Annotated in this window: 22 protein-coding genes, 11 tRNA genes and 1 other annotated feature (1 of these 34 only partly in view); of the genes, 5 read left to right on the forward strand and 28 right to left on the reverse strand. The window is 38.1% G+C overall.

Annotation, left to right across the window (positions count from 1 at the left end; all coding sequences use genetic code 11):
* Positions 1-2,862, reverse strand: a sequence feature (most likely nonfunctional fraction of RNA operon) (it extends 59 nt beyond the left edge of the window).
* Between the two features lie 249 nt (positions 2,863-3,111).
* From BKP45_RS01915 to BKP45_RS01970, 12 genes are all read right to left on the reverse strand, one after another.
* Positions 3,112-3,188, reverse strand: a tRNA-Ile gene (locus tag BKP45_RS01915).
* Between the two features lie 2 nt (positions 3,189-3,190).
* Positions 3,191-3,264, reverse strand: a tRNA-Gly gene (locus BKP45_RS01920).
* A 13-nt stretch (positions 3,265-3,277) separates the two neighbouring features.
* Positions 3,278-3,354 (reverse strand) — tRNA-Pro (locus tag BKP45_RS01925).
* Between the two features lie 17 nt (positions 3,355-3,371).
* Positions 3,372-3,448: transfer RNA gene (locus tag BKP45_RS01930), tRNA-Arg, on the reverse strand.
* 41 nt (positions 3,449-3,489) lie between these two features.
* Positions 3,490-3,572: transfer RNA gene (locus tag BKP45_RS01935), tRNA-Leu, on the reverse strand.
* 47 nt (positions 3,573-3,619) lie between these two features.
* Positions 3,620-3,703, reverse strand: a tRNA-Leu gene (locus BKP45_RS01940).
* A gap of 15 nt (positions 3,704-3,718) precedes the next feature.
* A tRNA-Asp gene (locus tag BKP45_RS01945) sits at positions 3,719-3,794 on the reverse strand.
* A gap of 12 nt (positions 3,795-3,806) precedes the next feature.
* Positions 3,807-3,882, reverse strand: a tRNA-Val gene (locus tag BKP45_RS01950).
* Positions 3,883-3,918: 36 nt separating this feature from the next.
* Positions 3,919-3,993: transfer RNA gene (locus BKP45_RS01955), tRNA-Glu, on the reverse strand.
* An 8-nt stretch (positions 3,994-4,001) separates the two neighbouring features.
* Positions 4,002-4,092: transfer RNA gene (locus BKP45_RS01960), tRNA-Ser, on the reverse strand.
* A 3-nt stretch (positions 4,093-4,095) separates the two neighbouring features.
* Positions 4,096-4,170, reverse strand: a tRNA-Asn gene (locus BKP45_RS01965).
* A gap of 125 nt (positions 4,171-4,295) precedes the next feature.
* Entirely contained in the window at positions 4,296-4,763 is a 468-nt protein-coding gene (locus BKP45_RS01970) for a SprT family protein (RefSeq protein ID WP_071388143.1), read from the reverse strand.
* Positions 4,764-5,013: 250 nt separating this feature from the next.
* Here BKP45_RS01970 and cmpA point away from each other — a divergent pair, with 250 nt between their 5' ends.
* Positions 5,014-5,154 carry a cortex morphogenetic protein CmpA gene (cmpA, locus tag BKP45_RS21950; protein WP_139193078.1) on the forward strand — a complete coding sequence of 47 codons (141 nt, stop codon included), beginning with the start codon at positions 5,014-5,016 and terminating at the stop codon, positions 5,152-5,154.
* A gap of 115 nt (positions 5,155-5,269) precedes the next feature.
* On the opposite strand, the gene BKP45_RS01975 is transcribed toward cmpA, so the two are convergent.
* The 13 genes from BKP45_RS01975 to acpS form a co-directional block, all read right to left on the reverse strand.
* The gene (locus BKP45_RS01975; RefSeq protein WP_071388144.1) at positions 5,270-7,444 is read right to left on the reverse strand and encodes a Tex family protein; all 2,175 of its coding nucleotides are present in this window, start codon (positions 7,442-7,444) and stop codon (positions 5,270-5,272) included.
* A gap of 69 nt (positions 7,445-7,513) precedes the next feature.
* A complete protein-coding gene (locus BKP45_RS23210) occupies positions 7,514-7,645 on the reverse strand; it encodes a hypothetical protein (protein ID WP_281243114.1) in 132 nt (43 codons plus the stop codon).
* 329 nt (positions 7,646-7,974) lie between these two features.
* Positions 7,975-8,757 (reverse strand): RNA polymerase sigma factor SigB, encoded by a 783-nt coding sequence (gene sigB, locus BKP45_RS01980; protein ID WP_071388145.1) that lies wholly within the window; start codon positions 8,755-8,757, stop codon positions 7,975-7,977.
* The gene (rsbW, locus tag BKP45_RS01985; protein ID WP_071389014.1) at positions 8,711-9,178 is read right to left on the reverse strand and encodes an anti-sigma B factor RsbW; all 468 of its coding nucleotides are present in this window, start codon (positions 9,176-9,178) and stop codon (positions 8,711-8,713) included. The genes sigB and rsbW overlap by 47 nt, the downstream gene beginning before the upstream one ends.
* 23 nt (positions 9,179-9,201) lie before the next feature.
* Entirely contained in the window at positions 9,202-9,534 is a 333-nt protein-coding gene (locus BKP45_RS01990; protein WP_071388146.1) for an STAS domain-containing protein, read from the reverse strand.
* 51 nt (positions 9,535-9,585) lie between these two features.
* Entirely contained in the window at positions 9,586-10,599 is a 1,014-nt protein-coding gene (locus tag BKP45_RS01995) for a PP2C family protein-serine/threonine phosphatase (RefSeq protein ID WP_071388147.1), read from the reverse strand.
* A gap of 271 nt (positions 10,600-10,870) precedes the next feature.
* Positions 10,871-11,221 (reverse strand): type II toxin-antitoxin system PemK/MazF family toxin, encoded by a 351-nt coding sequence (locus BKP45_RS02000; RefSeq protein ID WP_071308844.1) that lies wholly within the window; start codon positions 11,219-11,221, stop codon positions 10,871-10,873.
* A gap of 3 nt (positions 11,222-11,224) precedes the next feature.
* Positions 11,225-11,503: a CopG family ribbon-helix-helix protein gene (locus BKP45_RS02005; protein WP_169823089.1), complete on the reverse strand. Its 279-nt coding sequence runs from the start codon at positions 11,501-11,503 to the stop codon at positions 11,225-11,227.
* A 154-nt stretch (positions 11,504-11,657) separates the two neighbouring features.
* Positions 11,658-12,818: an alanine racemase gene (gene alr, locus BKP45_RS02010; RefSeq protein ID WP_245747398.1), complete on the reverse strand. Its 1,161-nt coding sequence runs from the start codon at positions 12,816-12,818 to the stop codon at positions 11,658-11,660.
* A gap of 628 nt (positions 12,819-13,446) precedes the next feature.
* Positions 13,447-14,472, reverse strand: a complete 1,026-nt coding sequence (locus tag BKP45_RS02015; RefSeq protein ID WP_071388149.1) for a LolA family protein — start codon at positions 14,470-14,472, stop codon at positions 13,447-13,449.
* A gap of 46 nt (positions 14,473-14,518) precedes the next feature.
* Entirely contained in the window at positions 14,519-15,895 is a 1,377-nt protein-coding gene (locus BKP45_RS02020; RefSeq protein ID WP_245747361.1) for an NAD(P)H-hydrate dehydratase, read from the reverse strand.
* Positions 15,840-16,064 (reverse strand): NAD(P)H-hydrate epimerase, encoded by a 225-nt coding sequence (locus BKP45_RS22860; protein WP_407639580.1) that lies wholly within the window; start codon positions 16,062-16,064, stop codon positions 15,840-15,842. The genes BKP45_RS02020 and BKP45_RS22860 overlap by 56 nt, the downstream gene beginning before the upstream one ends.
* A 171-nt stretch (positions 16,065-16,235) precedes the next feature.
* Positions 16,236-16,589, reverse strand: a complete 354-nt coding sequence (gene acpS / locus BKP45_RS02025) for a holo-ACP synthase (RefSeq protein ID WP_071388150.1) — start codon at positions 16,587-16,589, stop codon at positions 16,236-16,238.
* 327 nt (positions 16,590-16,916) lie between these two features.
* Between acpS and BKP45_RS02030 the strand changes: the two genes are divergently transcribed.
* Entirely contained in the window at positions 16,917-17,666 is a 750-nt protein-coding gene (locus BKP45_RS02030; protein ID WP_071388151.1) for a rhomboid family intramembrane serine protease, read from the forward strand.
* 48 nt (positions 17,667-17,714) lie between these two features.
* Here BKP45_RS02030 and BKP45_RS02035 read toward each other — a convergent pair whose 3' ends face one another.
* The 3 genes from BKP45_RS02035 to BKP45_RS02050 form a co-directional block, all read right to left on the reverse strand.
* The gene (locus tag BKP45_RS02035; RefSeq protein WP_071388152.1) at positions 17,715-19,400 is read right to left on the reverse strand and encodes an ABC transporter permease; all 1,686 of its coding nucleotides are present in this window, start codon (positions 19,398-19,400) and stop codon (positions 17,715-17,717) included.
* Positions 19,401-19,435: 35 nt separating this feature from the next.
* Positions 19,436-20,554, reverse strand: coding sequence for an extracellular solute-binding protein (locus BKP45_RS02040; protein WP_071388153.1), 1,119 nt, complete (start codon positions 20,552-20,554; stop codon positions 19,436-19,438).
* 313 nt (positions 20,555-20,867) lie between these two features.
* On the reverse strand, positions 20,868-21,926 hold the full coding sequence (locus BKP45_RS02050) for an ABC transporter ATP-binding protein (protein WP_071388155.1): 1,059 nt from the start codon (positions 21,924-21,926) through the stop codon (positions 20,868-20,870).
* Between the two features lie 327 nt (positions 21,927-22,253).
* On the opposite strand from BKP45_RS02050, the gene BKP45_RS02055 reads away from it, so the two are divergent.
* The 3 genes from BKP45_RS02055 to BKP45_RS02065 all read left to right on the forward strand — a co-directional run bounded on the left by BKP45_RS02055 (position 22,254) and on the right by BKP45_RS02065 (position 25,629).
* A complete protein-coding gene (locus tag BKP45_RS02055; protein WP_071388156.1) occupies positions 22,254-23,435 on the forward strand; it encodes an MFS transporter in 1,182 nt (393 codons plus the stop codon).
* Positions 23,436-23,561: 126 nt separating this feature from the next.
* Positions 23,562-24,902, forward strand: coding sequence for a magnesium transporter (gene mgtE, locus BKP45_RS02060; RefSeq protein ID WP_071388157.1), 1,341 nt, complete (start codon positions 23,562-23,564; stop codon positions 24,900-24,902).
* A gap of 142 nt (positions 24,903-25,044) precedes the next feature.
* Entirely contained in the window at positions 25,045-25,629 is a 585-nt protein-coding gene (locus BKP45_RS02065) for a YitT family protein (protein ID WP_071388158.1), read from the forward strand.
* Positions 25,630-25,644 lie beyond the last annotated feature (15 nt).

The following is a 25,644-nucleotide window of genomic DNA, read 5'->3' on the forward strand; positions in this document are numbered from 1 at the left end:
CGAGACCTATCAACCTCATCATCTCTAAGGGGTCTTACTGGATTAACTCCAAGGGAAATCTCATCTTGAGGGGGGCTTCATGCTTAGATGCTTTCAGCACTTATCCCTTCCATACGTAGCTTCCACCCGAGACCTATCAACCTCATCATCTCTAAGGGGTCTTACTGGATTAACTCCAAGGGAAATCTCATCTTGAGGGGGGCTTCATGCTTAGATGCTTTCAGCACTTATCCCTTCCATACGTAGCTACCCAGCTATGCTCCTGGCGGAACAACTGGTACACCAGCGGTATGTCCATCCCGGTCCTCTCGTACTAAGGACAGCTCCTCTCAAATTTCCTACGCCCGCGACGGATAGGGACCGAACTGTCTCACGACGTTCTGAACCCAGCTCGCGTACCGCTTTAATGGGCGAACAGCCCAACCCTTGGGACCTACTTCAGCCCCAGGATGCGATGAGCCGACATCGAGGTGCCAAACCTCCCCGTCGATGTGGACTCTTGGGGGAGATAAGCCTGTTATCCCCAGGGTAGCTTTTATCCGTTGAGCGATGGCCCTTCCATGCGGAACCACCGGATCACTAAGCCTATCCTGTACAAACTGTACCAAAATCCAATATCAAGCTACAGTAAAGCTCCATGGGGTCTTTCCGTCCTGTCGCGGGTAACCTGCATCTTCACAGGTAATATAATTTCACCGGGTCTCTCGTTGAGACAGTATCCAAATCGTTACACCATTCGTGCGGGTCGGAACTTACCCGACAAGGAATTTCGCTACCTTAGGACCGTTATAGTTACGGCCGCCGTTTACTGGGGCTTCAATTCAGAGCTTCTCCNNANGGATAACCCCTCCTCTTAACCTTCCAGCACCGGGCAGGTGTCAGCCCCTATACTTCGCCTTGCGGCTTCGCAGAGACCTGTGTTTTTGCTAAACAGTCGCTTGGATCTATTCACTGCGGCTCTCTCGGGCTTTAACACCCTATCAGAGCACCCCTTCTCCCGAAGTTACGGGGTCATTTTGCCGAGTTCCTTAACGAGAGTTCTCCCGAGCGTCTTAGAATTCTCTTCTCGCCTACCTGTGTCGGTTTGCGGTACGGGCACCTCTCACCTCGCTAGAGGCTTTTCTTGGCAGTGTAGGATCAGGAACTTCGCTACTTAAATTTCGCTCGCCATCACAGCTCAGCCTTCGCGAGAAGCGGATTTGCCTACTTCTCAGCCTAACTGCTTGGACGCACATATCCATCAGTGCGCTTACCCTACCTTTCTGCGTCCCCCCATTGCTCAAACGGTGAGGAGGTGGTACAGGAATTTCAACCTGTTGTCCATCGCCTACGCTTTTCAGCCTCGGCTTAGGTCCCGACTTACCCTGAGCGGACGAGCCTTCCTCAGGAAACCTTGGGCTTTCGACGGAGGGGATTCTCACCCCTCTTTTCGCTACTCATACCGGCATTCTCACTTCTAAGCGCTCCACCAGTCCTTCCGGTCTGACTTCACAGCACTTAGAACGCTCCCCTACCACTGACACCTAAGGTGTCAATCCATAGCTTCGGTGATACGTTTAGCCCCGGTACATTTTCGGCGCAGAGTCACTCGACCAGTGAGCTATTACGCACTCTTTAAATGGTGGCTGCTTCTAAGCCAACATCCTGGTTGTCTGGGCAACTCCACATCCTTCTCCACTTAACGTATACTTGGGGACCTTAGCTGATGGTCTGGGCTGTTTCCCTCTTGACTACGGATCTTAGCACTCGCAGTCTGACTCCCGAGGATAAGTATTTGGCATTCGGAGTTTGACTGAATTCGGTAATCCTGTGGGGACCCCTAGTCCAATCAGTGCTCTACCTCCAATACTCTTTCCTCGAGGCTAGCCCTAAAGCTATTTCGGGGAGAACCAGCTATCTCCGAGTTCGATTGGCATTTCACCCCTACCCACACCTCATCCCCGCACTTTTCAACGTGCGTGGGTTCGGGCCTCCATTCAGTGTTACCTGAACTTCACCCTGGACATGGGTAGATCACACGGTTTCGGGTCTACGACCACGTACTTACAAGCAATACGAAGTATTGCTACTTCGAAAGCATGTGCTTCGCCCTATTCAGACTCGCTTTCGCTGCGGCTCCGCCTCATCAGCTTAACCTTGCACGTAATCGTAACTCGCCGGTTCATTCTACAAAAGGCACGCCATCACCCGTAAATGGGCTCTGACTACTTGTAGGCACACGGTTTCAGGATCTCTTTCACTCCCCTCCCGGGGTGCTTTTCACCTTTCCCTCACGGTACTGGTTCACTATCGGTCACTAGGAAGTATTTAGCCTTGGGAGATGGTCCTCCCGGATTCCGACGGGGTTTCACGTGTCCCGCCGTACTCAGGATCCACTCTGGAGGAAACGAAGTTTCGATTACAGGGCTGTTACCTTGTTTCGCGGACCTTTCCAGATCGCTTCGTCTCTTCATCGCTCACGCGGCGTTGCTCCGTCAGACTTTCGTCCATTGCGGAAGATTCCCTACTGCTGCCTCCCGTAGGAGTCTGGGCCGTGTCTCAGTCCCAGTGTGGCCGATCACCCTCTCAGGTCGGCTACGCATCGTCGCCTTGGTAAGCCGTTACCTTACCAACTAGCTAATGCGACGCGGGCCCATCCTGTAGTGTTAGGTAAAACCCAACTTTTACTTTAGAACCATGAGGTTCCAAAGATTATCCGGTATTAGCTTCGGTTTCCCGAAGTTATCCCAGTCTACAGGGCAGGTTGCCCACGTGTTACTCACCCGTCCGCCGCTAATTTCAGGGAGCAAGCTCCCATCCATTCGCTCGACTTGCATGTATTAGGCACGCCGCCAGCGTTCGTCCTGAGCCAGGATCAAACTCTCCATAAAAGTGTTTGATAAAGCTCAAAATTTTAATCCATTGACGAGATATTTACTATCTCTTTAATTCGCTTGGCTGTGTGTTCAGTTTTCAAAGAACAATTGTTTCAAAGTTGTTTTCTACAACAAGAGTTTAAGTTTATCAAACCGAGCGTATCTTGTCAACAACTTTTTTCTCAGTAACTTCATTGCTAGATTAGCAACTTAGATAATGTACCATAGAAGCAAAGTAAATGTCAATACTTTTTTATGGTGGGCCTAAGTGGACTCGAACCACCGACCTCACGCTTATCAGGCGTGCGCTCTAACCAGCTGAGCTATAGGCCCATTGGAGCGGGTGATGAGAATCGAACTCACAACATCAGCTTGGAAGGCTGAGGTTTTACCACTAAACTACACCCGCATATAAAATCTCATGGTCGGGAAGACAGGATTTGAACCTGCGACCCCCTGGTCCCAAACCAGGTGCTCTACCAAGCTGAGCCACTTCCCGAAAAAATATAATTGATATGGCGCGCCCTGAGAGATTCGAACTCCCGACCTTTTGATTCGTAGTCAAACACTCTATCCAGCTGAGCTAAGGGCGCATGTTAAAACTTACAGTGTGATAAAATTAAATATAACCAAGTGCGGTCGAGAGGACTCGAACCTCCACGGGAGTACTCCCACTAGCCCCTCAAGCTAGCGCGTCTGCCATTCCGCCACGACCGCATATATAAACAGTAGACCTTGAAGTGAAGTTGTCCTAAAAATAAAAATGGTGCGGGTGAAGGGACTCGAACCCCCACGTCAAAGACACTAGATCCTAAGTCTAGCGCGTCTGCCAATTCCGCCACACCCGCATTTTTATCAAAACATGGCGGACCCGACCGGGATCGAACCGGCGATCTCCTGCGTGACAGGCAGGCATGTTAACCGCTACACCACGGGTCCTAAACATTTAGATGGTGGAGGATGACGGGATCGAACCGCCGACCCCCTGCTTGTAAGGCAGGTGCTCTCCCAGCTGAGCTAATCCTCCAGGTGAAACTTCTATAAGATAATCGCAACAAAAAAATGGTGACCCGTACGGGATTCGAACCCGTGTTACCGCCGTGAAAGGGCGGTGTCTTAACCGCTTGACCAACGGGCCATAAAAAATGGCGGAGAAGGAGGGATTTGAACCCTCGCGCCGCTCACACGACCTACACCCTTAGCAGGGGCGCCTCTTCAGCCACTTGAGTACTTCTCCTTATGGCTCCACAGGTAGGACTCGAACCTACGACCGATCGGTTAACAGCCGATTGCTCTACCACTGAGCTACTGTGGAATAATCACTTCCGACTTAGACTATTTTAACTTGCCCATGTCAGTTTGTCAACAATATTTTTCTTTTTAAAATTTCGCCCATCAATTTAGCGACTTTTTAAATTTACCATAGAAGACTGTTTAAAGTCAACTTGTTTTATAAGTTTTTTCTCTCCTTATTTTACCTTTACATTTCCCACATACATATTTCTTCGTATCAATCAAACGCTTCCTGTTAAACGTCGTTTTACAAGATGTACAAGTATAAACATGTAAAGTCTTACTTTGCCTTCTAGCTCCCGGAATAGAATCACAGTACATAGAGCCTCCTACTTTTGATAGAAGCTGCTGAAAATCTTTGTCTACATGACGATATCCCCTTTTTTGAATATGCAAGTGGTAATGACATAATTCATGTTTAATTATATCAATTAGCGCCTCTTTCCCAAAATGCTCTAACTGCTTCGGGTTTATTTCTATATTGTGATTCCCAAGAAGATACCTTCCACCAGTTGTACGTAATCTTGGGTTAAACGTTGCGCGATGTTTAAAAGAAATTCCAAAATACTTATTAGATATTTCCTCAACTAACAGCTGCAAGTCATGTTCATTCATGAATGTCTTTCCCCTTATTAGTTATTGTTTATTTGAAAATCAATCGTACAAGAACGAATTTAATTACTAAATTATTCTTAGCAAAAATCAAAAAAATCATCAACAATGACAACCTTCCGTTCATATACTATACATACTACCACATCATAGAATAATTCTATTATAAAAACTTTCAACTTAACATACTCGCTCTTAATCATTAAAGACTAGTCTTGTTTTTCATACACTAATAAAGGAAGGGGGACTTCCGGTGCCTGACTGGCTACAAAAGCAAATAAAAAATGCTTTCCTCGAAAAAAACACTCAACAAATCCGTTTGTTAAACCAATGCTGGTTTTACTACCATCGGAGGTATGAACCAAACAACACCCACAAAAAACAAACAAAATAGAGAGAAGAGGGGATAATGAAATCCCCTCTTCTTGTATAGGACCACTATCTAGAGGCTATAACCAGACTTTCAGTCAATTCCGATCGATAAGGTTCTACTCTACTAAATCTGTACTTTATATCTGATTTTCTGGTTTAAGCATCGTTAACGCAATACGTTGTTTCTTAATATCAACAGAATCAACCCAAACTGTAACAACATCACCCACAGAAACAACTTCCATTGGATGTTTGACAAAACGATTAGTTAATTTCGATATATGAACAAGCCCATCTTGTTTAACCCCAATATCTATGAAAGCCCCAAAGTCCACAACGTTTCTAACAGTACCTTGTAACTCCATACCACTCTTTAAATCTTCCATCTGTAAGACATCTTTCTTTAAAAGCGGTGTAGCAACCTCGTCCCTCGGGTCTCTTCTCGGTCTAATAAGTGCATCAATAATATCCTTTAATGTAGGGATCCCAATACCTAGCTCTGCCGCAACTTCTTGTAGATTAAGCTGTTTTAGCTGCTCGCTTAATTCAGCCGATCCGATTTGATCAGTCCTAGCACCTAATCGTTTCAAGATCTTCTTCGTCTCTTGATAGCTCTCAGGATGAATTCCCGTCTGATCTAGCGGCTCTTCCCCATCAGTGACTCTCAAAAACCCAATACACTGTTCATACGTTTTAGCACCTAATCGAGGAATTTTTTTCAGTTGTGTTCGATTAACAAACTTCCCTTCTTCTTCTCGCTTTTTAACAATATTATTAGCCACTGTTTTTGATAAACCAGAAACATATTGCAGTAGCGAACTCGAAGCAGTATTTACATTTACACCCACCTGATTTACAACCGTTTCAACAACAAAAGTCAAAGAATCGTTAAGCTTTGATTGAGTCACATCGTGCTGATATTGACCTACCCCAACAGATTTAGGGTCAATTTTTACTAGCTCCGCTAACGGATCCTGCAATCGCCTTGCAATCGAAATCGCACTTCGCTCTTCTACTTGTAAATCAGGGAACTCCTCTCTTCCTAACGGTGAAGCTGAGTAAACACTTGCTCCAGCTTCATTAACAATTAAATAATAAACGTCTTTATTCGTCTCTTTTATTACATCGGCAATAAACTGTTCAGTTTCCCTCGAAGCAGTTCCATTCCCGATAGCAATGACCTCTATAGAATATTTTTTTATTAAATCTTGAACAATTTGTTTCCCTTTTTCAACCTCATTCTTTGGCGGTGTAGGGTATATAACCGAAATATGTAATACCTTTCCAGTTTCATCGATAACCGCCAATTTACAACCTGTCCGATAAGCAGGGTCTACCCCTAATGCGACTCTCCCTTTTAATGGTGGTTGTAATAAAAGGTTCCTAAGATTTTCCGAAAATATGTGTATTGCTTGATCTTCTGCTTTTTCAGAAAGTTCTTTTCGAATTTCACGGTCAATTGACGGCTCAATTAGCCTTTTATAGCTATCAGCTATTGTCTCCTTGATATACGACGTTACAGGCGATTGCGAATTTTTTATATACTTCTTTTCAATCAACGTAATAATTCGATCTAATGGAGCAGATAGCGATACCTTTAATATCGCTTCTTTTTCACCTCTATTTAAAGCTAATATACGGTGCGGTACAATTTTTCCAATTTGTTCTTCATATTCGTAATACATTTCGTAAACGTTTTTTTCATCTTTTTCCTGGTCTTTTACAAGAGAGATGATTTTTCCTTCTTTATACGTCATTTGGCGTATAAGTTTTCGTATCTCTGCATCATCAGAAATCCACTCAGCAATAATATCTTGTGCTCCTGATATTACATCCTCAATTGTATGAACTTCCTTTTCCTCTGAAATATAATCTTTAGCGACCTCTTGAACATTCCCCTCAGCCGGAAATGAAAACAACCACTGAGCAAAAGGTTCGAGCCCTTTCTCCTTAGCAACAGTTGCACGAGTTCGACGCTTTTGTTTATAAGGGCGATAAAGGTCTTCCACCTCTTGTAATTTTGTGGCTTTCAAAATAGATTGCTTAAGTTCATCTGTCAGTTTATTTTGTTCCTGAATGATGCGGATAACTTCTTCTTTTCTTGTTTCTAAATTATTTATGTATGTCCACCTTTCAACAATAGTTCTAATTTGAACTTCATCTAGGGAACCTGTTAACTCTTTTCGATAACGAGCAATAAAAGGTACTGTATTACCTTCCTCTATTAAACCTATTACGCTTTCAATTGCTTTAATCGAAAACGATGTCTCTTTCGCGAGTAACTGAAGCATCTTTTGTTTTTTTTCTTCCATTTTACGCCAACTCCCTTCCTTCATATTTATCTATTTTATATAAACGATTAAAGAAAATAAAGAAAACAGCTAGACTTTTTTTACCAAGAGATACATAGTAACAAGAAAAGCGCAAGCGCCTTGGTCACGAGCAGCTGCTCCTGTGCCACTCCGTTTGCTCGTCGCAAAGCCGCTTCGAAGTAATCCAAGTAGTAGCTTCACTGGGGCGGCCTTTGACAGAAGCCGCTCTTTGGCTTCCCCGTGCTTCTGCGTCTACTAGTAAAGCTCTGAGGTAGGCTTCCTCGAAGCAGTGTTTTGTGCGGCGAGTAACCGCAGGAGCAAAGCTGCATGGAGATATTCAGAGGAGTATTTCATGTAGTAATTGAAGTCAGTTGCTTGACTGAAGTGACCGAGCTCGTAGGCTGCTTGCGCTAGACAGTTTCTAAGTTGGAAATTTTATACTTTTTTACCTTGACAAAAAAAGGATGACTTTTCATGTTAGTCACCCCCTTTAAAGAAATTCTTCACTGTTAGTTTGGCCTTGTCCATGATTAGCTTTCCGAAGCATCGGTTGGTAAGGATTTCTGTACTTTCTCCAACGCCCTTCTTTGCAAACGGGATACGTGCATTTGTGATATCCCTAACTTTTTGCCAATTTCCTTCTGACTAAGACCTTCATAATAAACACAATATAATATTTGTTTTTCCATATCATTCAACACCGAAAAGACTTTCTCAATTAATAGCTGCTGATCGGTTCTTTCATAACCAGTATCAGTTGCCCCAACTAAATCTAACAATGTCACAGTTCCACCTTCTTGATCAGTATCAATCGAACGATCGACAGAGAGGGCATGATAACTCCTTGACATTTCCATCGTCTCTAACACTTCTTCTTCTGTCACATCTAAAAAACCAGCTATTTCATAAACCTTTGGTGAACGTTGCAATTCTGTTGTTAGTTTTTCAACTGCATTCTTTATTTTTGGACCTAATTCTTTTATTCTTCTAGGCACGTGTACACTCCAGGTTTTATCTCTAATGTATCTTTTTATTTCACCTATAATTGTTGGTACAGCATACGATTCAAAACTGCGTCCATAAGATGAGTCAAACCTTCGCAAAGCTGCTAAAAGACCTATCATCCCCACTTGAATAAGGTCATCACCATAATCTTTACCTTTTGAAAACTTTCTTGCTAACATATACACTAACGCTTCATACCTTTTTACTAATATGACTTGTGTTTCTTCTGAATTCGACCGCTGAAAGTCTTTGATCAATTGTTCAATTTGATTGTCGATCTGTAGTTGTTGCTGAAAATCTTCCGACATTTTGTTCCACCTCACCTCTTTGTAGGAACTTAGTCATAACAACAATAACCCCAATATCATTTCTAATCTCAACTTTATCCATTAAGGTTTCAATTAAAAACAAACCCAGACCACCTTCTTTTAAATCAGCAATTGGTTTATTTGTATTAACTGGTCCAAAATCGCCCCTTGATTTCTCTAGAGAAAAACTCTGACCTCGGTCTGCTACCATAACTTCCAATCGGTCTGGATATACTCCGCAACCCACAGTCATTTGACCACCTTCATCGTTATATGCATGATCAACAACATTTGTACACGCTTCGGCTACCGCGATCTTAATATCTTCGATTTCATCATACGAATACCCTAACCGATTGGCTATTCCCGATATGGTTAATCGGATTACACCGACGTATTCAGGCTTCGCCGGTAATTTCATCTCTATATAATCAGATGTTTGGCTCACTTCTCTTCCTCCCTCATACTTTCATCGATGTTCATTACTTCATCTAACCCTGTAATATGAAATAATCTTCTCACTCGTTCAGTCATCCCAATGAGTTTAATAGAACTATCATGTTTGTGGGAAGATTTTAATGCTCCAATGAAAGTCCCCAATCCAATACTATCAATATAATTCACCTGAGATAAATCAATAATTATTTCATTTCCTTCTACTTCTGTTAAATGAAGGAGAGTTTCATTAAGTTTTTTCGCTGTATAAACATCTACTTCTCCATTTAGAATTAAGTACTGCTTTCCCACTTTTTCTATTTGTATAATTTCCAAATTCAATTTTGTCCCTCCTCACAATCACAATCTTTATATACCACTAATATGAATTTTTTAAACGTTTCTTCTAATAATCATTAAAGTAAAATCATCTTTCAAACTATAATTTTGGATTTTTTCTAACTCAGAATAAACGCTATCTACCATTTCTTGAGCAGATAAATGTATATATTTTTTTATTATCCTCGTAATCTCGACCCTTTCTAGAAATCCTTCATCAGTCCGGCACTCTGTGACACCATCAGAAAGAAGGATAATTAAGTCATTTTCCATTACTTCTCGTTCATACTCTATAAATTTTGCTTTTTTACTTAAACCGAGCACTACCCCCTTCGTAGTTAAGTCATAAAACTCTCCTGTTCTATGGCAATAATAAAGGCCCGGTTCATGCCCTGCACCTGAATACCGAAATACGTGTCCATTTAAGTCATACGAACCAAATACCATCGTTATAAACATATTAGAGCCAATATTCTGCTCAACAACTCTATTTAAATTTTCTAATAGAGCATTAGGTTGCAAGCGTAATTCAGGTAAACTTTCCAAAGCATATTTAATCATAGACATACAAAGGGCAGCTGGTACTCCTTTACCGATAATATCAGCAACAGCCACTCCTAGGTGCTCTTGTTCATCATGGATGAAATGATAGTAGTCACCACTAACGGCATTTGCGGCAACACTTTTAATGCCAATATCGAGTTTTGGTGTTTTAGGAACAACTTTCGGAAACAACTCTTGTTGCATCTTTGCTGCAACTGACAATTCAGAATCCAATTGTTTTTGCCGGTCTCTTAAACTTTGATGTTCTTGATAGGCTAATCCGTAACTAACCATCACTTCAAGTAGTAGGTCGTTTGTATCCACTACTTCCTTAGGTAAGTTAGGAAGTAGCTCTTTAATAACGGATACATGAAGACCCACCATATCCTCTGGCGAAACACTTTCTTTGGTTATATCGACAGAAAATTTTCGAGCTTCATGAAACGAACGTTGACTGTCTGTCTTTAAGTATTTTTCAATAATTGTTTTATAGTCCGCGCGTAGCTTCTCACTCTTTTTTTCCATAAGCTTCCCCTTTCAAATGAAGCCTTTTTTATTGATGCTATAGTTTCTCCATTCACCACAATTGTGAGCCTAATAATAAATTCAGCTGTTTCTATCATTATTTCATTTCTCGATTTAGGATGCAAAGATTTACATAGTAATTAACTCCTATTATCATCTATAACTTTTGTATCGTCAGAATACTCGGAATATTAAACGCAAATAAAAAAAGCTGCTCATTAATAGCAACTTTCCCTATCTGCATAATTCATTTATTAATGTAAAAAAATAATTAAAAATCAATTAGTCCTAAACTAATTTGTAGAGCTTCATTTACTCGGGACATCATATCATCATCTAGATGAGTAATCTTGTCTGTTAGACGTTGTTTATCGATTGTTCGAACTTGTTCCAATAGAATAACAGAGTCCCGATCAAAGCCATAGCGTTTAGCGTTTATTTCCACATGAGTTGGTAGTTTTGCCTTTTGAATCTGAGCTGTAATTGCTGCGACGATGACTGTTGGGCTAAACCGATTTCCTATATCATTTTGAATGATGAGAACTGGCCTTACTCCCCCCTGCTCTGAACCAACAACTGGTGAGAGGTCAGCAAAATAAACATCGCCACGTTTAACAATCAAAGTTTACACCCCACTTACTAAGTCAAGTGTACGCGTATGCTCCGCTTCCTCTTCGGCAAGAAATGCTTCTGAAGCAATGTTCAAATTAATTTTAGCCATTTCCATGTAACCCTGCTGCATAGTCTCTCGAATTTGACGCTTCTTTTTTTCACGAAGATACGCTTTTGTAGCTTGTGAAATAAATTCACTACGGTTTACATTTTCTCTTTTAATCAACCCATCAACCTCATTTAATAAATGTTGTGGTAAGCTAACCGTGATCCTCTTTGTGTTATCAGACACAAAAACACCTCCAACATACACCTACAACTAAATTTAGTTTATATCCATCAATAATCATAGCATTACAATTCAAGTTTTGCAAAGGTCTTTGTTATTTATCCCTAGATAAATGTTCGTCAAATTCTCGTACCATTCTTGTTATTTCTCGTATTCTTTATAAAACCTCATTATTTATTGTTACTATTTTCCTATCCTTTAAAAAGACTCTTGGAACACGGTAACTAATCATGCATGGGACCTCGTAATTAATCGTCCCAAGACGATCAGCCACTTCATCAACGGAAATTGCATCTCCCATTTGTTCTCCAATTAACGTAACTTGAGTACCGACTGGAACTTCTTTTGGCAATTTTACCATCATTTGATCCATACAAACCCTACCCACTATAGGAGCCCTTTCACCTTCGACGAGAACATAACCATTATTACTATTTTGACGTAGCCACCCATCGGCGTAGCCTACTGGTATTGTCGCAATCCATTCCTTTCCAATTGTTCTATAAGTAGCCCCATAGCTTATTCCTTCATTAGCATTAACTTCTTTTACATGAATTATTTTGCTATGAAATGAAAAAGCCTCTTTTAATAAGAAAGGAATTTCATCTTCAATTTCCTTAGACGGAGTGAGACCATACATAGAAATACCTACTCTTGTCATCGTAAACATTTTTGACGGAAATCTTATCGTTGCGGCACTGTTGCCACAATGAATGTATTGAACATTTACACCATAATCACGTAACCACTGAAGCATGTCTTCAAAAGAATTGTATTGTATTTGAAAATAATCTAAATCCTTTTCATCAGCTGTTGCAAAATGTGTATATATTCCTTCTAGATAATATTGTTTATTTTCATTTATACAATCAATAACAGCTTTTCCTTCATTTTTTGATCTTATACCAATCCTGCCCATCCCAGTGTCAATTTTCAAATGAAAAGTACAAGAAAGTTCTGAATAAAGATGTTGTTTCGCTTCTTCTAACCAGTCTGCTTGAAAAACAGTTAAGGTTATATTATGTTCTGCCGCTATATTTATATCACTCGGCCTTACCCATCCAAGGACTAAAATAGGTGCAATTATTCCCTGTTTCCTTAATGCGATCGCTTCATCTAATATAGCTACTCCTAAATAGTGGGCACCAGCTTCTAACGCAGCGCGTGCTACGTGAACTGCTCCATGACCATAGCCGTTAGCTTTAACTGCAGCCATGATTTTTACATCGTTAGGTAGGTTCCTCTTGATGCAAGTTACATTCTCACTTATTGCATCAAGATCGACTTCAACCCACGTATCTCGATAAAAACAGTTCAAGTTTTTCAAAACGTGCCCTCCTCTAACAATTAACATTTATATATGATAATAATAAAGCCATAATACAGCTTGTCAAGAATTTAAAGGAAAATTAATTATTAATTATTTTTAACTATAAATCTCCTTAGTAATCGTAATTATTTTAAAGTTAGAGGACCTTAGAACTGAAGGTAAAAACATCATTTCCTAGAAAAAATGCAGACCCCTAGTTTTGCGCTACAGAGTCTGCATTTCCTTTTTACTGTTTATCTAACTCATATTACGTAGAAAGACCAACTATAAACCTTGAGCCTCCTAGGTAAGAGACCTTTTAAAGTCAATAAAATTACTTAGAAATGAAGAGTGATTGGATACAATTTTATAAAGCTGAACTTCAATCAGTGGAGGTTTTCCTTCATCCCCCACTGATTGTTAGTTCAACTTATACCACGGGCATAAGAATAACTAATCATCAGCTTTCGCCGATGAAAGTTATTCTATATCGGACCTTTAGGGGCAGTTTATCCCCCACCTAAACTTCTCGATTTTCTTAAGTTTTGAGGTGGGGGTCTTACTTGCCCCTTAAGAGTGGGATAAAATCACAAATACTCACTGCTATCAGTTTCCTCAAAAATTGAAGTGAACTTTATTATTTTACTTCAGTTCCATAAACTGATCTCGCGATTGAAATCATTTCTTCCGTACTTAAATCCTTTGAAGCTAAGAAGAAATCTACACCGTCATAAGACCAATTAATTGATTTTGTTTGAGCTTCACTTGTAAGTGCCCCAACTGTAAACCCCAAATCTACAGGTTCTCCATCCGTAATATGCATTGGAGTACTTGCTTGCTGGACTCTGCTTTTTTGTTGAATTAACGTAAAATCTTGGTCACCGGTATATGTTAAAATTACTCTTTTCCCATCCTCAATATTTACTTCTTTTGAATCGTTTAACACCGTTCCATCTGGTACATACATCGGGAATGAAACAACTAGTGGCTCGTCACTTTCTTGGGCCATTGCTGGAAGACTTTCTAGTTGAGCCCCTGTCATATTACGATCCATATCGAAGTCACCTTCATTAAAGCTAGCATTTAGTTCGAAATCTTCAAACTCAACATTCACCAATACCTTTAACTCGACATCCATAATCTTAGCAGATACAGGTGTTAAATCTTTTTTATTTAAAGTAATTTCTTGTTGTTGTAAATTTTTATTTGTGTAATTTGTTTTAGTTTGGAATACATAGTGCTCGTCATTCGCTGTAAAGATTCGTTCCGGGTCCATTAAAATATCGTTTACAAGGGACTCATATAAGTAGACTTGACTGTTGTTTTCTGGCCAATCACTTTGGAAACGGAAACTTTTATTTAATGCTGGTGTCAAAACAAAAACACCCTCATCATTTCGTAAAATAATTTGACTTTGATCCTTGTTAGCGTTATTTAACGCTACACGATAATAATTTGGATTCTTATGCCAAATTTCAACAACATATTGCTGAGGATCTTTCCCTGTTTCAAGAGTCATCGTAGCCTCAGCTTTGTACCCTGTCATATTTTTTATATTTTCTCCTAATTCTTCGATGATATCTTCTTGTGTTTTCTCACCACAACCAGCTAACATCCCTAGAAGTACGATACACGAGAAAATAAGTGCTACCATTTTTTTCATTCATTCTCAACCCCTTTGTCTCATTTAGACGACAAGGGAGGGAATTCTATCGGTATTTGTGATAACGGTTTTGAATGCTATTCAAAACTTTCGGAATTATATTAATTAAATCAGATGCCATTACACTTAACGGGCTATAATCATGACTAATTAAATAATCCGCCGCCATACCATGAAGAAATATAGAGTTACTAATGGACGATTGCAAATCTTTTTGTTGCATAAGTAACGCAAGCACCATACCCGTTAATACATCGCCTGATCCACCCTTAGCCAAACTAGGATTTCCACTTGTATTAATGAACTGCTGTCCGCCTGGTGTTGTCACTACTGTATATGGACCTTTTAATACAAGATAAACTCCATATTTAACAGCAAAATCTCGAGAAACCTGAAAACGATTTTTCTCAACCTTAGCAATAGGCTCATTAATGAGATAAGCAAACTCACCTAAATGAGGTGTTAAAATAGTTGCACCTTTTCGTTTTGCTAAAATCGTTAAAAAGTCCTTCAAGTAAAAAAGACCATCTGCATCAATGACTATCGGTTTATCAAAATCATGTAAAAGAGTTTCTATAAACTCGCCATTATTATTTCGCCCAAGTCCAGGACCTACGGCGATTGCATCAAACCGATTCATTAATTCATTATCAAGATTTAAGCTGTTAATTTCACCGTTTATCGATGGACATAGGTGGAATGTCGACTCAATCAATTGACTTGCAACTGTGTTAATGATTGTGTCAGGTACCGCTAACGTGACTAATCCAGCTCCTAACCGATGGCATGCTTTAGCAGTCAATATTGGTGCTCCAGTCATAGTTCGAGAACCTGCAATAATAAGCCCTTTTCCATGACTTCCTTTATGTGATGATGGCTTTCTTACTGGCAAAGAACAGGCAACATTTTCTTCAGTCCAAAGAAACCGTTCACTATCAATTTGTTTAATAGCAAGCTTTGGTATGCCTATATCAACTATCGTCAAATCTCCGTAATATTCCCTGGAAGGAAAAGTGTAAGCACCAAGCTTCGGACACTGTAAAGTAATAGTACGAGATGCTTTTATTGCATCAGTAAACTCGTAATTCCCATTTGCGGGCAACCCACTAGGAAGATCGACAGAAATAATTTGACATTCTAACTGATTGACTTGTTCAATAATCTCCTTATATGGGTGACGCAAAGGACCAACTACCCCTGTCCCTAGCATTGCATCTATTACATGTGTTTTTCCCTTTAAATTTCTAACTAAATCCTCACAAGTAATTGTCTCATAGCTAGTAAACTCATATCCACACTTCTTAAACACTTCCATATGATAGCGTGCCGTGCCTTTCACCTTTTTCACGGGTGGAATTAGCCATACATCAACTTGATAGCCTTTTTCTAATAAAGACCTCGAAATAACAAAACTCACCACCATTGTTCCCTACACCAATGAGCACAGCAATTTTAGCTGTCTTTTTATTCATTAAATGTAAAATAGAACTTACGAATGCAAGACCTGCATTTTCCATTAGTAATTCTGCTTTTAATCCTATTTCTTCAATGGTATAGCGGTCAATTTGGTGCATTTCTTCACCAGTTACCACATTCAAAATAGTTCCCTCCTATCCGCACTACCACTATATGAGACTGTCCTAAACAATATGCAGACTAGCATGACAAGCTCGATAAAATTTCATATAGAAATGTAGCAAATAATATGTAAAAAGCTCTTATAACAAGCAAAGCACTTATTGAAATATTTTACAAAAAACGATTTACAACTCAATAATTACATTTGCCACGACATATTCTTTAGAATGCGAAATCGATAAATGAACTTTCCCATTTGTTTTTTCGGAAACGATAGTTGGTTTACCGCTTGTAGCCGATAAAATTTCAACATCCTTCCAAGAAAGATGTCTCCCAATACCAGTTCCAATTGCTTTTGAAAAAGCTTCTTTCGCAGCAAAACGTCCTGCTAAAAATTCTATTTTTCTTTTCTCTGTGAGTTTTTGAAAATTTTGTTCCTCTTTTTCAGTTAAGATACGTTTTATAAAATTAGGATGTCTATGTAACGTATCTTCAATTCTTTTTAACTCGACAATATCAATTCCCGTACCAATGATCATAAAATTTACATCCTTCCAATCATTTAATCATAAGCTTAGCTTCTATCGACCTTTCAGGGGCCATTGTCCCTACCTAAAAATACGTTTATTAGTGATGAGCTAAGTTCTTACTACCCTTTAAAGCAGGATTAAAAAAATTATTATTTAACCTTATTTCGCTTTTTGTAGCATTTATGAGATATTACCCAACTCGTTTTCCTAACATTTTATCACAGATAAAATCATAGAATAGAAAAAGCTTACTATTCATTTTGTCTCAATTATTACTGTAAACGCATGATTTTATGCTACAATAATGTTATTAAATCTAGGAAAAGGTGATCTACAATGTTTGTGAGAAATGAAAGTTTTCGTTCGTTCCTCAGATCCTACCCTGTTGTATCTGGAATTGTTACCCTCCATCTCATATTATTTTTATGGATGTTTTTATTTCCATCACTAGGTGGAAACCTTATATTTATTTTAGGAGTAGGACACAATTTATCAATTGCTCAAGGTGAATTATGGCGATTAGTAACACCAATTTTCATGCATATCTCACCAGCTCATTTCTTATTTAACTCATTCTCATTAGTATTATTTGGCCCTGCACTTGAAAGGTTACTTGGAAAATGGCGTTTTATTTCTATATATATATTAACTGGAATTCTCGCTAACGTTGCAACCTTTTATATTGGCGGTTTAGGATACTCACCTCACCTAGGCGCAAGCGGAGCAATATTTGGACTTTTTGGGATATACCTGTATATGGTCCTTTATAGAAAAGATTTAATCGATCAAGACAATTCTCAAGTGGTAATCACGATACTAGTAATAGGACTGATTATGACGTTTGTCAATGCACGTATTAATGTTTACGCACACATTTTCGGGCTGATTTCAGGTGCTGCTCTTGCACCAATTTTCTTATTCAAACTAAGAAGATACGTACCACAATATCGACATGTTTTTGATGAAGGCGAGATCAGTTTTAATCCTAACCGTTGGAAAAATAGACGTTTTAGCGCCGGAACAAAGAAAAAAGTATTTTGGATCATCTTTGTTTTACTTGTCATTTTAGGAGTAATTTTTAGATAGAGAAAGCCATGTCCAATTTATTTAGGACATGGCTTTTATTTATCTCGTTTAATACTTTTTCAATAAATATCGTAATGGAATAATTGAAACAAAAACAATTAATAATGCAGCAGGTGCAGCTAGGTGATAAATCGCCTCAGATGCTTCAAAATATACTCTAACCGCTAATGTATCAAAACCAGGTGGGCGTAACATTAATGTAGCTGGTAACTCCTTTATTGAGCTAACGAATACAAGTGCTCCTCCTGCTAAAACTCCCGGCAATATTGAAGGAAGTATTACCTTAAACATAACTTTCCAAGGAGGATGTCCTAGGCTTCGGGCAGCCTCATCAATGCGGGGGGATACTAGACTTAGCGAAGCTTCTCCTGCCTGCATTGCTTGTGGAAGAAATCGAACCACAAAAGCCAATGCAACCATATAAAAAGTATTATATAACATCGGGATGTGATTATTAAAGATAAACACGAAACCTAGTGCAACAATGACTCCAGGTAGAGCATATCCCGCATAACAAAGCTTATCAATAATTGTCGTAATAAAAGATGGATAACGGGTTTTTAAATAGATAATTGGTAACGCAACAAGCATACATAAGATAGCTGCTAATGCAGAAACTTTTAAGCTATTCCATGCAAAACCAAAAAATCTTCCATCTAAAGCACCCATTCGAACTCCAATATTTGACCAATATATAAGTACACTTATTGGCAAAAATACAGATACAAAAAATACAGAACTTACAAATACTAAAGCTAACGGCTTCCACTTACCTAATTTTAATATTTCTGGCTCTCGGAAAGTGTTAGAGGTTTGATAATATTTATTCTTTCTTCGTGTCCGTGCTTCAATCCACAATATTAAAACAGTTAGAACAATTAAAACTAAGCTTAGTACTGAAGCAGATTGAGTGTCAAAGCTCGCTCTCTGAAAGTAGATCGCTGCTGTGAATGTAACATATCGTAGCATCGCGATAGCACCAAAGTCAGAAAGGACATAAAGAGAAATAAGAATTGCCCCTGCACCAATGGCAGGTCGTAAAAAAGGCAAATTTACTTTCCAGAAAATCTTAGCTGTACTCATTCCTTGTGAACGAGCAACTTCTTCAAAATTACGATTCATTTTACGAAGGGAAGCACTCGTAATCAAGTAAACATACGGATACGTAAACATCGTTAAAACAAAGAATACTCCCCAAAATGAATATATATTAAGTGGGTAATTTCCAAATGTATCTACTAGCCAAGGCGTATCACGCCAAAAATTACGTATCCAACCACTTGGACCAAATACAATGATATACGTAACCGCCCCAACATAAGGCGGAATAACAAGAGGTAAAGCTAGGAGCCATTGCCAAACCTTACGTCCTGGTACATCCGTACGAACGACAATCCAAGCTAGTCCTACTCCAATTACAATGGCACAAATTGTGACAGCAACCGTAAGGGAGAATGTATTCCATAATAATTGCGGAATTCTTTCATCCAAGAGACGCATCCAACGATTAACTCCCGCAAAGAGTGAACGCCACATAACATATATAATTGGAATTGACATTACAATCGCAACAATTACTCCAAGAAGTAATAGAACTGGACCTGGAGGATTACCACGCCAAATCGCAAACCATTTTCTTCTTAAGATATGGAGAAGGGTTGGGGAAGACGTTTCCCCAACCTTAGCATTTTGATCATTATTTAATTTAGAATTTTTATCAATATCATTGTTCATAATGCCCTCTCCTATATGTTGCAAGTTATCTATAGTTATCTTAATTCTAGATCTAATCCAGATTGTTCGATTAACTCTTTTGTATCTTCAAAGTAATTACCTAACTCTTTAATTGGCATATCTTGAGCTTTTAATTCATTAAACGGAATAACATGTGGTTCTACTTCTGATGGGTAAACCGCACCATACTCTGAATTAACAAGAAGCTCTAAAGATTCACCAACAAATGCCACTTGATTTTCTGGTAATAATAACCACTCAAGAAAAGCAATTGCATTCTCTTGATTAGGTGCTCCACTTACTAAACCAACACCTGCTGCGTTAGCAACAACACCCATTTGACCTTCTTCTTGATCTAAGTAAACAAACCCTACATTGTTATCAGAAGGCTCTAATAATTGTTGGTGAAAGTAATAGTTGTTTACTAAACCAAAAGCATGCTCTCCAGCACCTACTGCACGACGAATGTCTCCGTGACCTTGATAAATACCTGCTGCATTTTCCTTAATTGCCTCAACCCATTCAGCAGTTTTTTCATCGCCCCACTCGTAACGAAGAGCTGAAACGTGACCAATCATACCACCGTTACCACCACGAGTAATTGCAAATTGATCTGCCCACTTGTCATCAAATAAATCTTCTACACTTTTTGGAACTTCTTCTTCAGAAATTAAATCTTTGTTATAAATAAATCCACGTGCACGAACTGAAAGTGCAAAGTATGCATTATCGTCTGCACGGAAATCTGCTGGAATTGTATCAATTCCTTCTGGGTTAGATGCTTCTAATAACCCTTCCATGTGTAGATATCCTAAAGCTCCTAGGTCATTTGAAATATAAATGTCTGCTTGAACATTTCCAGCTTCTTCAACAAGTTGAAGTGGTTCAGCACCATGTAAAGCTACAACTTCTACACCAGTTTCTTCTTGGAACTTGTCAAGTAATGGTTGAACAAAATTCTCGTTACGTGCTGAGTATACCACAATTTTCCCATCTAATTCTACTACTTCTTCCTCTGGTTGTTGCTCATCTTGTCCACTCTCTACTTCGTTCTCTTCTGGTTCTGCTGTCTCTTCTTGTCCACCGCATGCAGCTGCAAATAGTAGTCCGAGTGAAAGGATTGCAAAAAGAAACATTTTTAAAGATTTGTTCATTGTTATTGCCCCCTATGTATATTAAATTTAATTAGCGGAATGAAATTCATTCTCAACAACTTTCATAACATGAATTATATTGCTATTGATAATCATTGTCAATACATTTCGATGAAAAAAATTAGTGTTCACTAACCTTTCACTTTTTTTGTCAAATGTTTTGCTTATAGTCAGCACCCTAAAAGCTAAGAACATTCTTTCGTGATTTACTATCTTATTGTCGAAAAATAATGAAGCTTCATGGCGTGTTATTTTTTCCTCAAAATAAGAAAAAGTCTCCCCCATTAAGAGGGAAACTCCATCCTCAGGTTAATTACTCTACTACACAAACCAAGTCTGACTTAATATTAAATGAAACAACTGAACCTATTTCAATCTCTTGATCTATTGGCGCATAAATAACCATTGGATCTGATGAAGAATTTGATTGAAAATTTATATATAATTCTTGGTATTCGCCACTATAAGTGACTCTCTCAACTTTCCCACAATAATTCCCTGTTCCTTCGGCTACTATTTCGCAACCTTCTGGTCGAATCGAAAGTTTTACTGTTTCACATATTTCAGTTGTTTGATTTGGTAAGCATACTGTACCAATTGTTGTTGTTACATGTTTCATGTCCTTTTCTAGTTTCCCAGTAAGTAAGTTTGTTTTACCGACAAATTGTGCAACAAAGCAATTCTTAGGGCAGCGATACATCTCTCGCGGGCTAGCTACCTGCTGAATTACGCCATCTTTCATGACAACTACACGATCAGATACAGCAAATGCATCTTTTTGATCATGAGTAACAATAATAGCTGTAGTATTAGCTTTTCTTAAGATATTTGTAACATCAAAACGCATTTTTTCTCTTAATCCAGCGTCTAAATTACTAAAAGGTTCATCCATTAATACTACATGAGGACGAGGTGCTAAAGCCCTTGCCAAGGCAACACGCTGTTGCTGACCACCTGAAAGCTCACTCGGATAACGACTAGCGTAATCTGCCAAGCCTACAAGTTCTAAAACTTCGATAGCACGTAATTTTCTATCTTTTGTTTTCCATTTATTTAAACCAAACATTACATTTTTCTCAATCGTCAAATGAGGAAAAAGAGCGTAATCCTGAAATACCATACCAATTCCACGTTTTTCAGGTGGCAAAGAGCGGTGGTCATCGTACACAACTTGATCTCCAATTGATATTTTCCCCATACTCGGTTGCTCAAAGCCAGCAATCATTCTTAACGTTGTCGTTTTCCCACAACCACTGGGTCCTAATAAAGTAATAATTTCTCCTTGTTCGATCTTTAAATCCAATGCATCAACTGCTGGTTGTAATGAATTAGAAAAAAATTTCGATACTTGTTCGAGATGAATAAAGCTCACGATACTTAACCCCCTTTGACAATATGTATCTGCCTTTATCTCAAATAAACTCTGAATATAAAAGTCTAGTGATAATGATTTTCATTTTAACCCAATTATATCATAGGCTTTTTTTTAACGTCAATGTTGTTCAAGAGCTTGTCATATGTTTCGTCAACATTTCTACTGTTTTTACAAAGTGAGTGAGATACTTGTTCAGAGGCAAGGTAGTCAACTTCAAAATCCATAAATTTTCTTATAAAATATTAATCTTTATTCTGTTTATAAAGGCACAATTAACTATTTTTCATATACATATATCAAGACTTTTTAAAGCGAGGTCTCTTAATGGATAATTTGCAGTTCAACAAAAAAGATTATTCAATGTTTCATATAATAACTTTTTTCTCACTTACGGCAATTTTTATCGTTTCAAATCTTTATATCATGATACCTTTACTTGATAGTGTTTCCATTACTTTTTCAATTTCAACGACACAAGCAAGTCTTTCAATAAGTGCGTTTTCTTTTTTCTATGCTTTTGGGCTAATTTTTTTTGGGTCTTTATCTGAACGTTTTGGGTTAAAAGAAACGATCTCAGTTGGGCTTTTCATTCTTACAATTTTAATGATTGTTAGCTATTACATCAGTAACTTTTCGGCGTTTCTTATTCTTAGGGGATTTCAAGGGTTTTGGGCAGCGACGTTTGCACCTGTCTCTTTCATTTATATATTTAACGTACTTTCTTTAAAGCATCAAGGTATAACAATTGCCGTTATTAATACAGGATTCTTATCAGCTGGCGTTGTTGGACAACTGTTTAGTTCTTCTATACATCTTTTTTGGGGTTGGGAAGGAGTCTTTATTTCATTATCGTTACTTTATTTATTCCTTTTTATCTATTCATTAAAATGTTTACCTCGTCCTACAAAACCCGCTCAATCGAGGTCGGTCCATTTGCTAATTAGAACTTTATTAAAAATACCTTTTAGAAAAGACTTAAGAAAACTCTATTTTATAACATTTACAATCCTTCTAACTTTTGTAGCCTACTACACTGCATTAGAAAATTATTATTCTACTATACTTGGTTTACCCCCTGAAAATACACTGGTTATTAGGAGTTTTGGATTAACCGGGTTACTACTAACAATACTTTCAAACAAAATTAGTGGTCGAATTGGCTTTGAAAACACAATTTTCATGGGGCTAACTTTAATGTTAACAGGTGTATTATGCAGTACATCCTCAATCATTCTTTTTCTCATTTTTGGATCTGTTATTTTTGTTGCCGGAACATCAATCACCATACCTTCACTCATTTATATCATTAGTATAAAAGGTGCAGAAAATAAGAGCTTAGCAATTTCAATGTATAGCTTTATCTTATTAATTGGAGCTAGCTTCGGTAGTGGGATCACAATCATTACAAACTATTACGCAAAGCTTGCATTTTTATCGTTAATCTTACTATGTTCTCTACTATCAATATTAATGGAAAAAAGAAGTCAACTCGTTTCAGCAAGCTGAAACATCTGAAAATCCCACCTAACTACGCTTAGAGGTGGGGGTCTTTTACCCTAAAAAAAATGAGATAAATTCCTATAATGACTAGAACCTAAAGGTTAAACTTTTGTGTTCAAAGGAAGTGTTCGTATGAATGAAGATCAATTAACAGTTCTAATGATTAAGTATTTGAAAGAAAACAAAAAAAGTGCTTTTGAAAAAGTTCTTGATGAGCTCCAACCTTATGATATTGCTCAACTGTACCGTAACCTTCCTGAAAAACATCATTTAAAGTTTCTTTTATTTTTAACACCTAAAGAGATAGCGGACCTTATCCAAGAACTAGAAAGCGACTTACAAATTGAGATTATTCACCGGCTAGGTGTAGAAAAGTCATCAAAAATAATGGACTTGATGGAAAATGATAATCTGGCTGATTTGTTAAGTGAACTATCTGTTGAGAACATTCAAGAGTATTTATCAGTAATGAAAGCTGAAGATTCTACTTACATTCAGAATTTAATGAGTTACTCTGCTGATACTGCTGGCGGACTTATGACTAATCAATTTATGTCAATAAAAGATGACTATACTGTTCAGGATGCTGTGGATAAATTAAAATCATTCGCAGAAATGAATCATACCATTTACTACTTATATGTTATTAATGATGATAAACAGCTTGTAGGCGTTGTTTCATACCGCGATTTGGTATTAGCAGATACAAACGAGAGAATAAGTAATATTATGTTTAATCGTGTTATTTCTGTACCTGTAGATCTAGATCAAGAAGAAGTTGCCAACCTAATTGAAAGGTACGACTTCATAGCGCTCCCTGTTGTCGATGAAAACCATAAACTTCTTGGTATTGTTACCGTAGACGATGTCATTGACGTTGTGATCCAAGAAGCTAATGAAGATATTGAAAAATTATCAGCATCAGGAAAGGATATTGATTTCTATACAAAAGCAACCACTGCTGCTTTTCGAAGGTTACCATGGTTAATTTTACTATTATTTATCGGTTTAATATCTGGAAGTATTATTAGTGGGTTTGAAGAAACACTCGAGCAAGTAGTAGCATTAGTATTTTTCATGCCAATGATTGCTGGTATGACTGGTAACACCGGAACACAATCATTAGCCGTTGTTGTTCGTGGGCTTATCACTCATAAGTTAGATAAAAAAACGATCCTAAATCTAATTATTCGCGAGTTTGGAGTCGGAATAATCGTTGGAATTATTTGTGGATTACTCATAGCTATTATTGCTTTAGTATGGATGGGTTCAATCATCGCTCTTGTTGTTGGTATCTCATTAATACTAACTTTAATCATTGGTACACTCGCAGGAACTATCATACCGTTATTATTGTATAAATTGGGGGTCGACCCTGCTGTTGCCTCTGGCCCTTTGATCACAACATTAAATGATATCTTTTCGTTAATTGTCTATTTTAGTTTTGCAACGGCTTTTCTAGCTTATCTCTAATTAAGTTAGTATTACGGCACCCTCGAACCATTGCCTTCTATTGAATTAATTTTACGATACTACAATCAAAACATTATAAACATAATCACCTCATACTTTCGCATACAATACAACATGTCCTGTAAAATGAGGTTGATGATACATGTTTAATAAAAAAAAGTTGTTTGCTATTTTGATAGGAAGTTTTATCATAAGTCTCGGAATTAATAACTTTTTTGTTTCTTTTCATATTTTAGATGGTGGTATGATCGGTTTAGGCTTAATCTTTCACTACAAATATGATGTTAGTATTGGAATTTCTATTTTACTATTAAGTATTCCAATCTATATCGCTGCTTGGGTTTGGTACCGCGAATTTTTCTATAATAGTATTGTCGGTGTTGTTGTCTCTTCATTATTTATTGATATCTTTCATTGGCTTACTTTTAATACAGACGATGTATCTCCACTCGTCGCGGCTTTAAGCGGCGGTGCGCTTCTCGGTATAGGAGTAGGTATCATGTTTCTATATGATGTAAGTACAGGTGGCCTAGATTTATTTGGTCAGATGATAGCAGACATTACTAAAGTTAATGTAGGTATTATGATTTTCGTCATAGACTTACTCGTAGTCGTTGCAGGTGTTACAATTATTACATTTGATGAAATCATCCTATCAACAATTGCTGTTGCAGCTACAGGTGTAACAACGACAGCAATCGTCATGTTTAAGGAATCTACTTGGTAATATCCGACAATATAT

The sequence above is a fragment of the Anaerobacillus alkalidiazotrophicus genome (genome assembly GCF_001866055.1).

Bases quoted from the DNA above. Each gene is read 5' to 3' on its own strand.
- mgtE (WP_071388157.1), top strand. From the start codon at position 23,562: ATGAATGAAGATCAATTAACAGTTCTAATGATTAAGTATTTGAAAGAA.
- sigB (WP_071388145.1), bottom strand. From the start codon at position 8,757: ATGTCGGAAGATTTTCAGCAACAACTACAGATCGACAATCAAATTGAA.
- rsbW (WP_071389014.1), bottom strand. From the start codon at position 9,178: ATGAAATTACCGGCGAAGCCTGAATACGTCGGTGTAATCCGATTAACC.
- BKP45_RS01970 (WP_071388143.1), bottom strand. From the start codon at position 4,763: ATGAATGAACATGACTTGCAGCTGTTAGTTGAGGAAATATCTAATAAG.
- BKP45_RS02065 (WP_071388158.1), top strand. From the start codon at position 25,045: ATGTTTAATAAAAAAAAGTTGTTTGCTATTTTGATAGGAAGTTTTATC.
- BKP45_RS02020 (WP_245747361.1), bottom strand. From the start codon at position 15,895: ATGGTGGTGAGTTTTGTTATTTCGAGGTCTTTATTAGAAAAAGGCTAT.
- BKP45_RS02040 (WP_071388153.1), bottom strand. From the start codon at position 20,554: ATGAACAAATCTTTAAAAATGTTTCTTTTTGCAATCCTTTCACTCGGA.
- BKP45_RS01995 (WP_071388147.1), bottom strand. From the start codon at position 10,599: ATGGAAAAAAAGAGTGAGAAGCTACGCGCGGACTATAAAACAATTATT.
- BKP45_RS02055 (WP_071388156.1), top strand. From the start codon at position 22,254: ATGGATAATTTGCAGTTCAACAAAAAAGATTATTCAATGTTTCATATA.
- acpS (WP_071388150.1), bottom strand. From the start codon at position 16,589: ATGATCATTGGTACGGGAATTGATATTGTCGAGTTAAAAAGAATTGAA.
- BKP45_RS02035 (WP_071388152.1), bottom strand. From the start codon at position 19,400: ATGAACAATGATATTGATAAAAATTCTAAATTAAATAATGATCAAAAT.
- BKP45_RS01975 (WP_071388144.1), bottom strand. From the start codon at position 7,444: ATGGAAGAAAAAAAACAAAAGATGCTTCAGTTACTCGCGAAAGAGACA.
- BKP45_RS02015 (WP_071388149.1), bottom strand. From the start codon at position 14,472: ATGAAAAAAATGGTAGCACTTATTTTCTCGTGTATCGTACTTCTAGGG.
- BKP45_RS02030 (WP_071388151.1), top strand. From the start codon at position 16,917: ATGTTTGTGAGAAATGAAAGTTTTCGTTCGTTCCTCAGATCCTACCCT.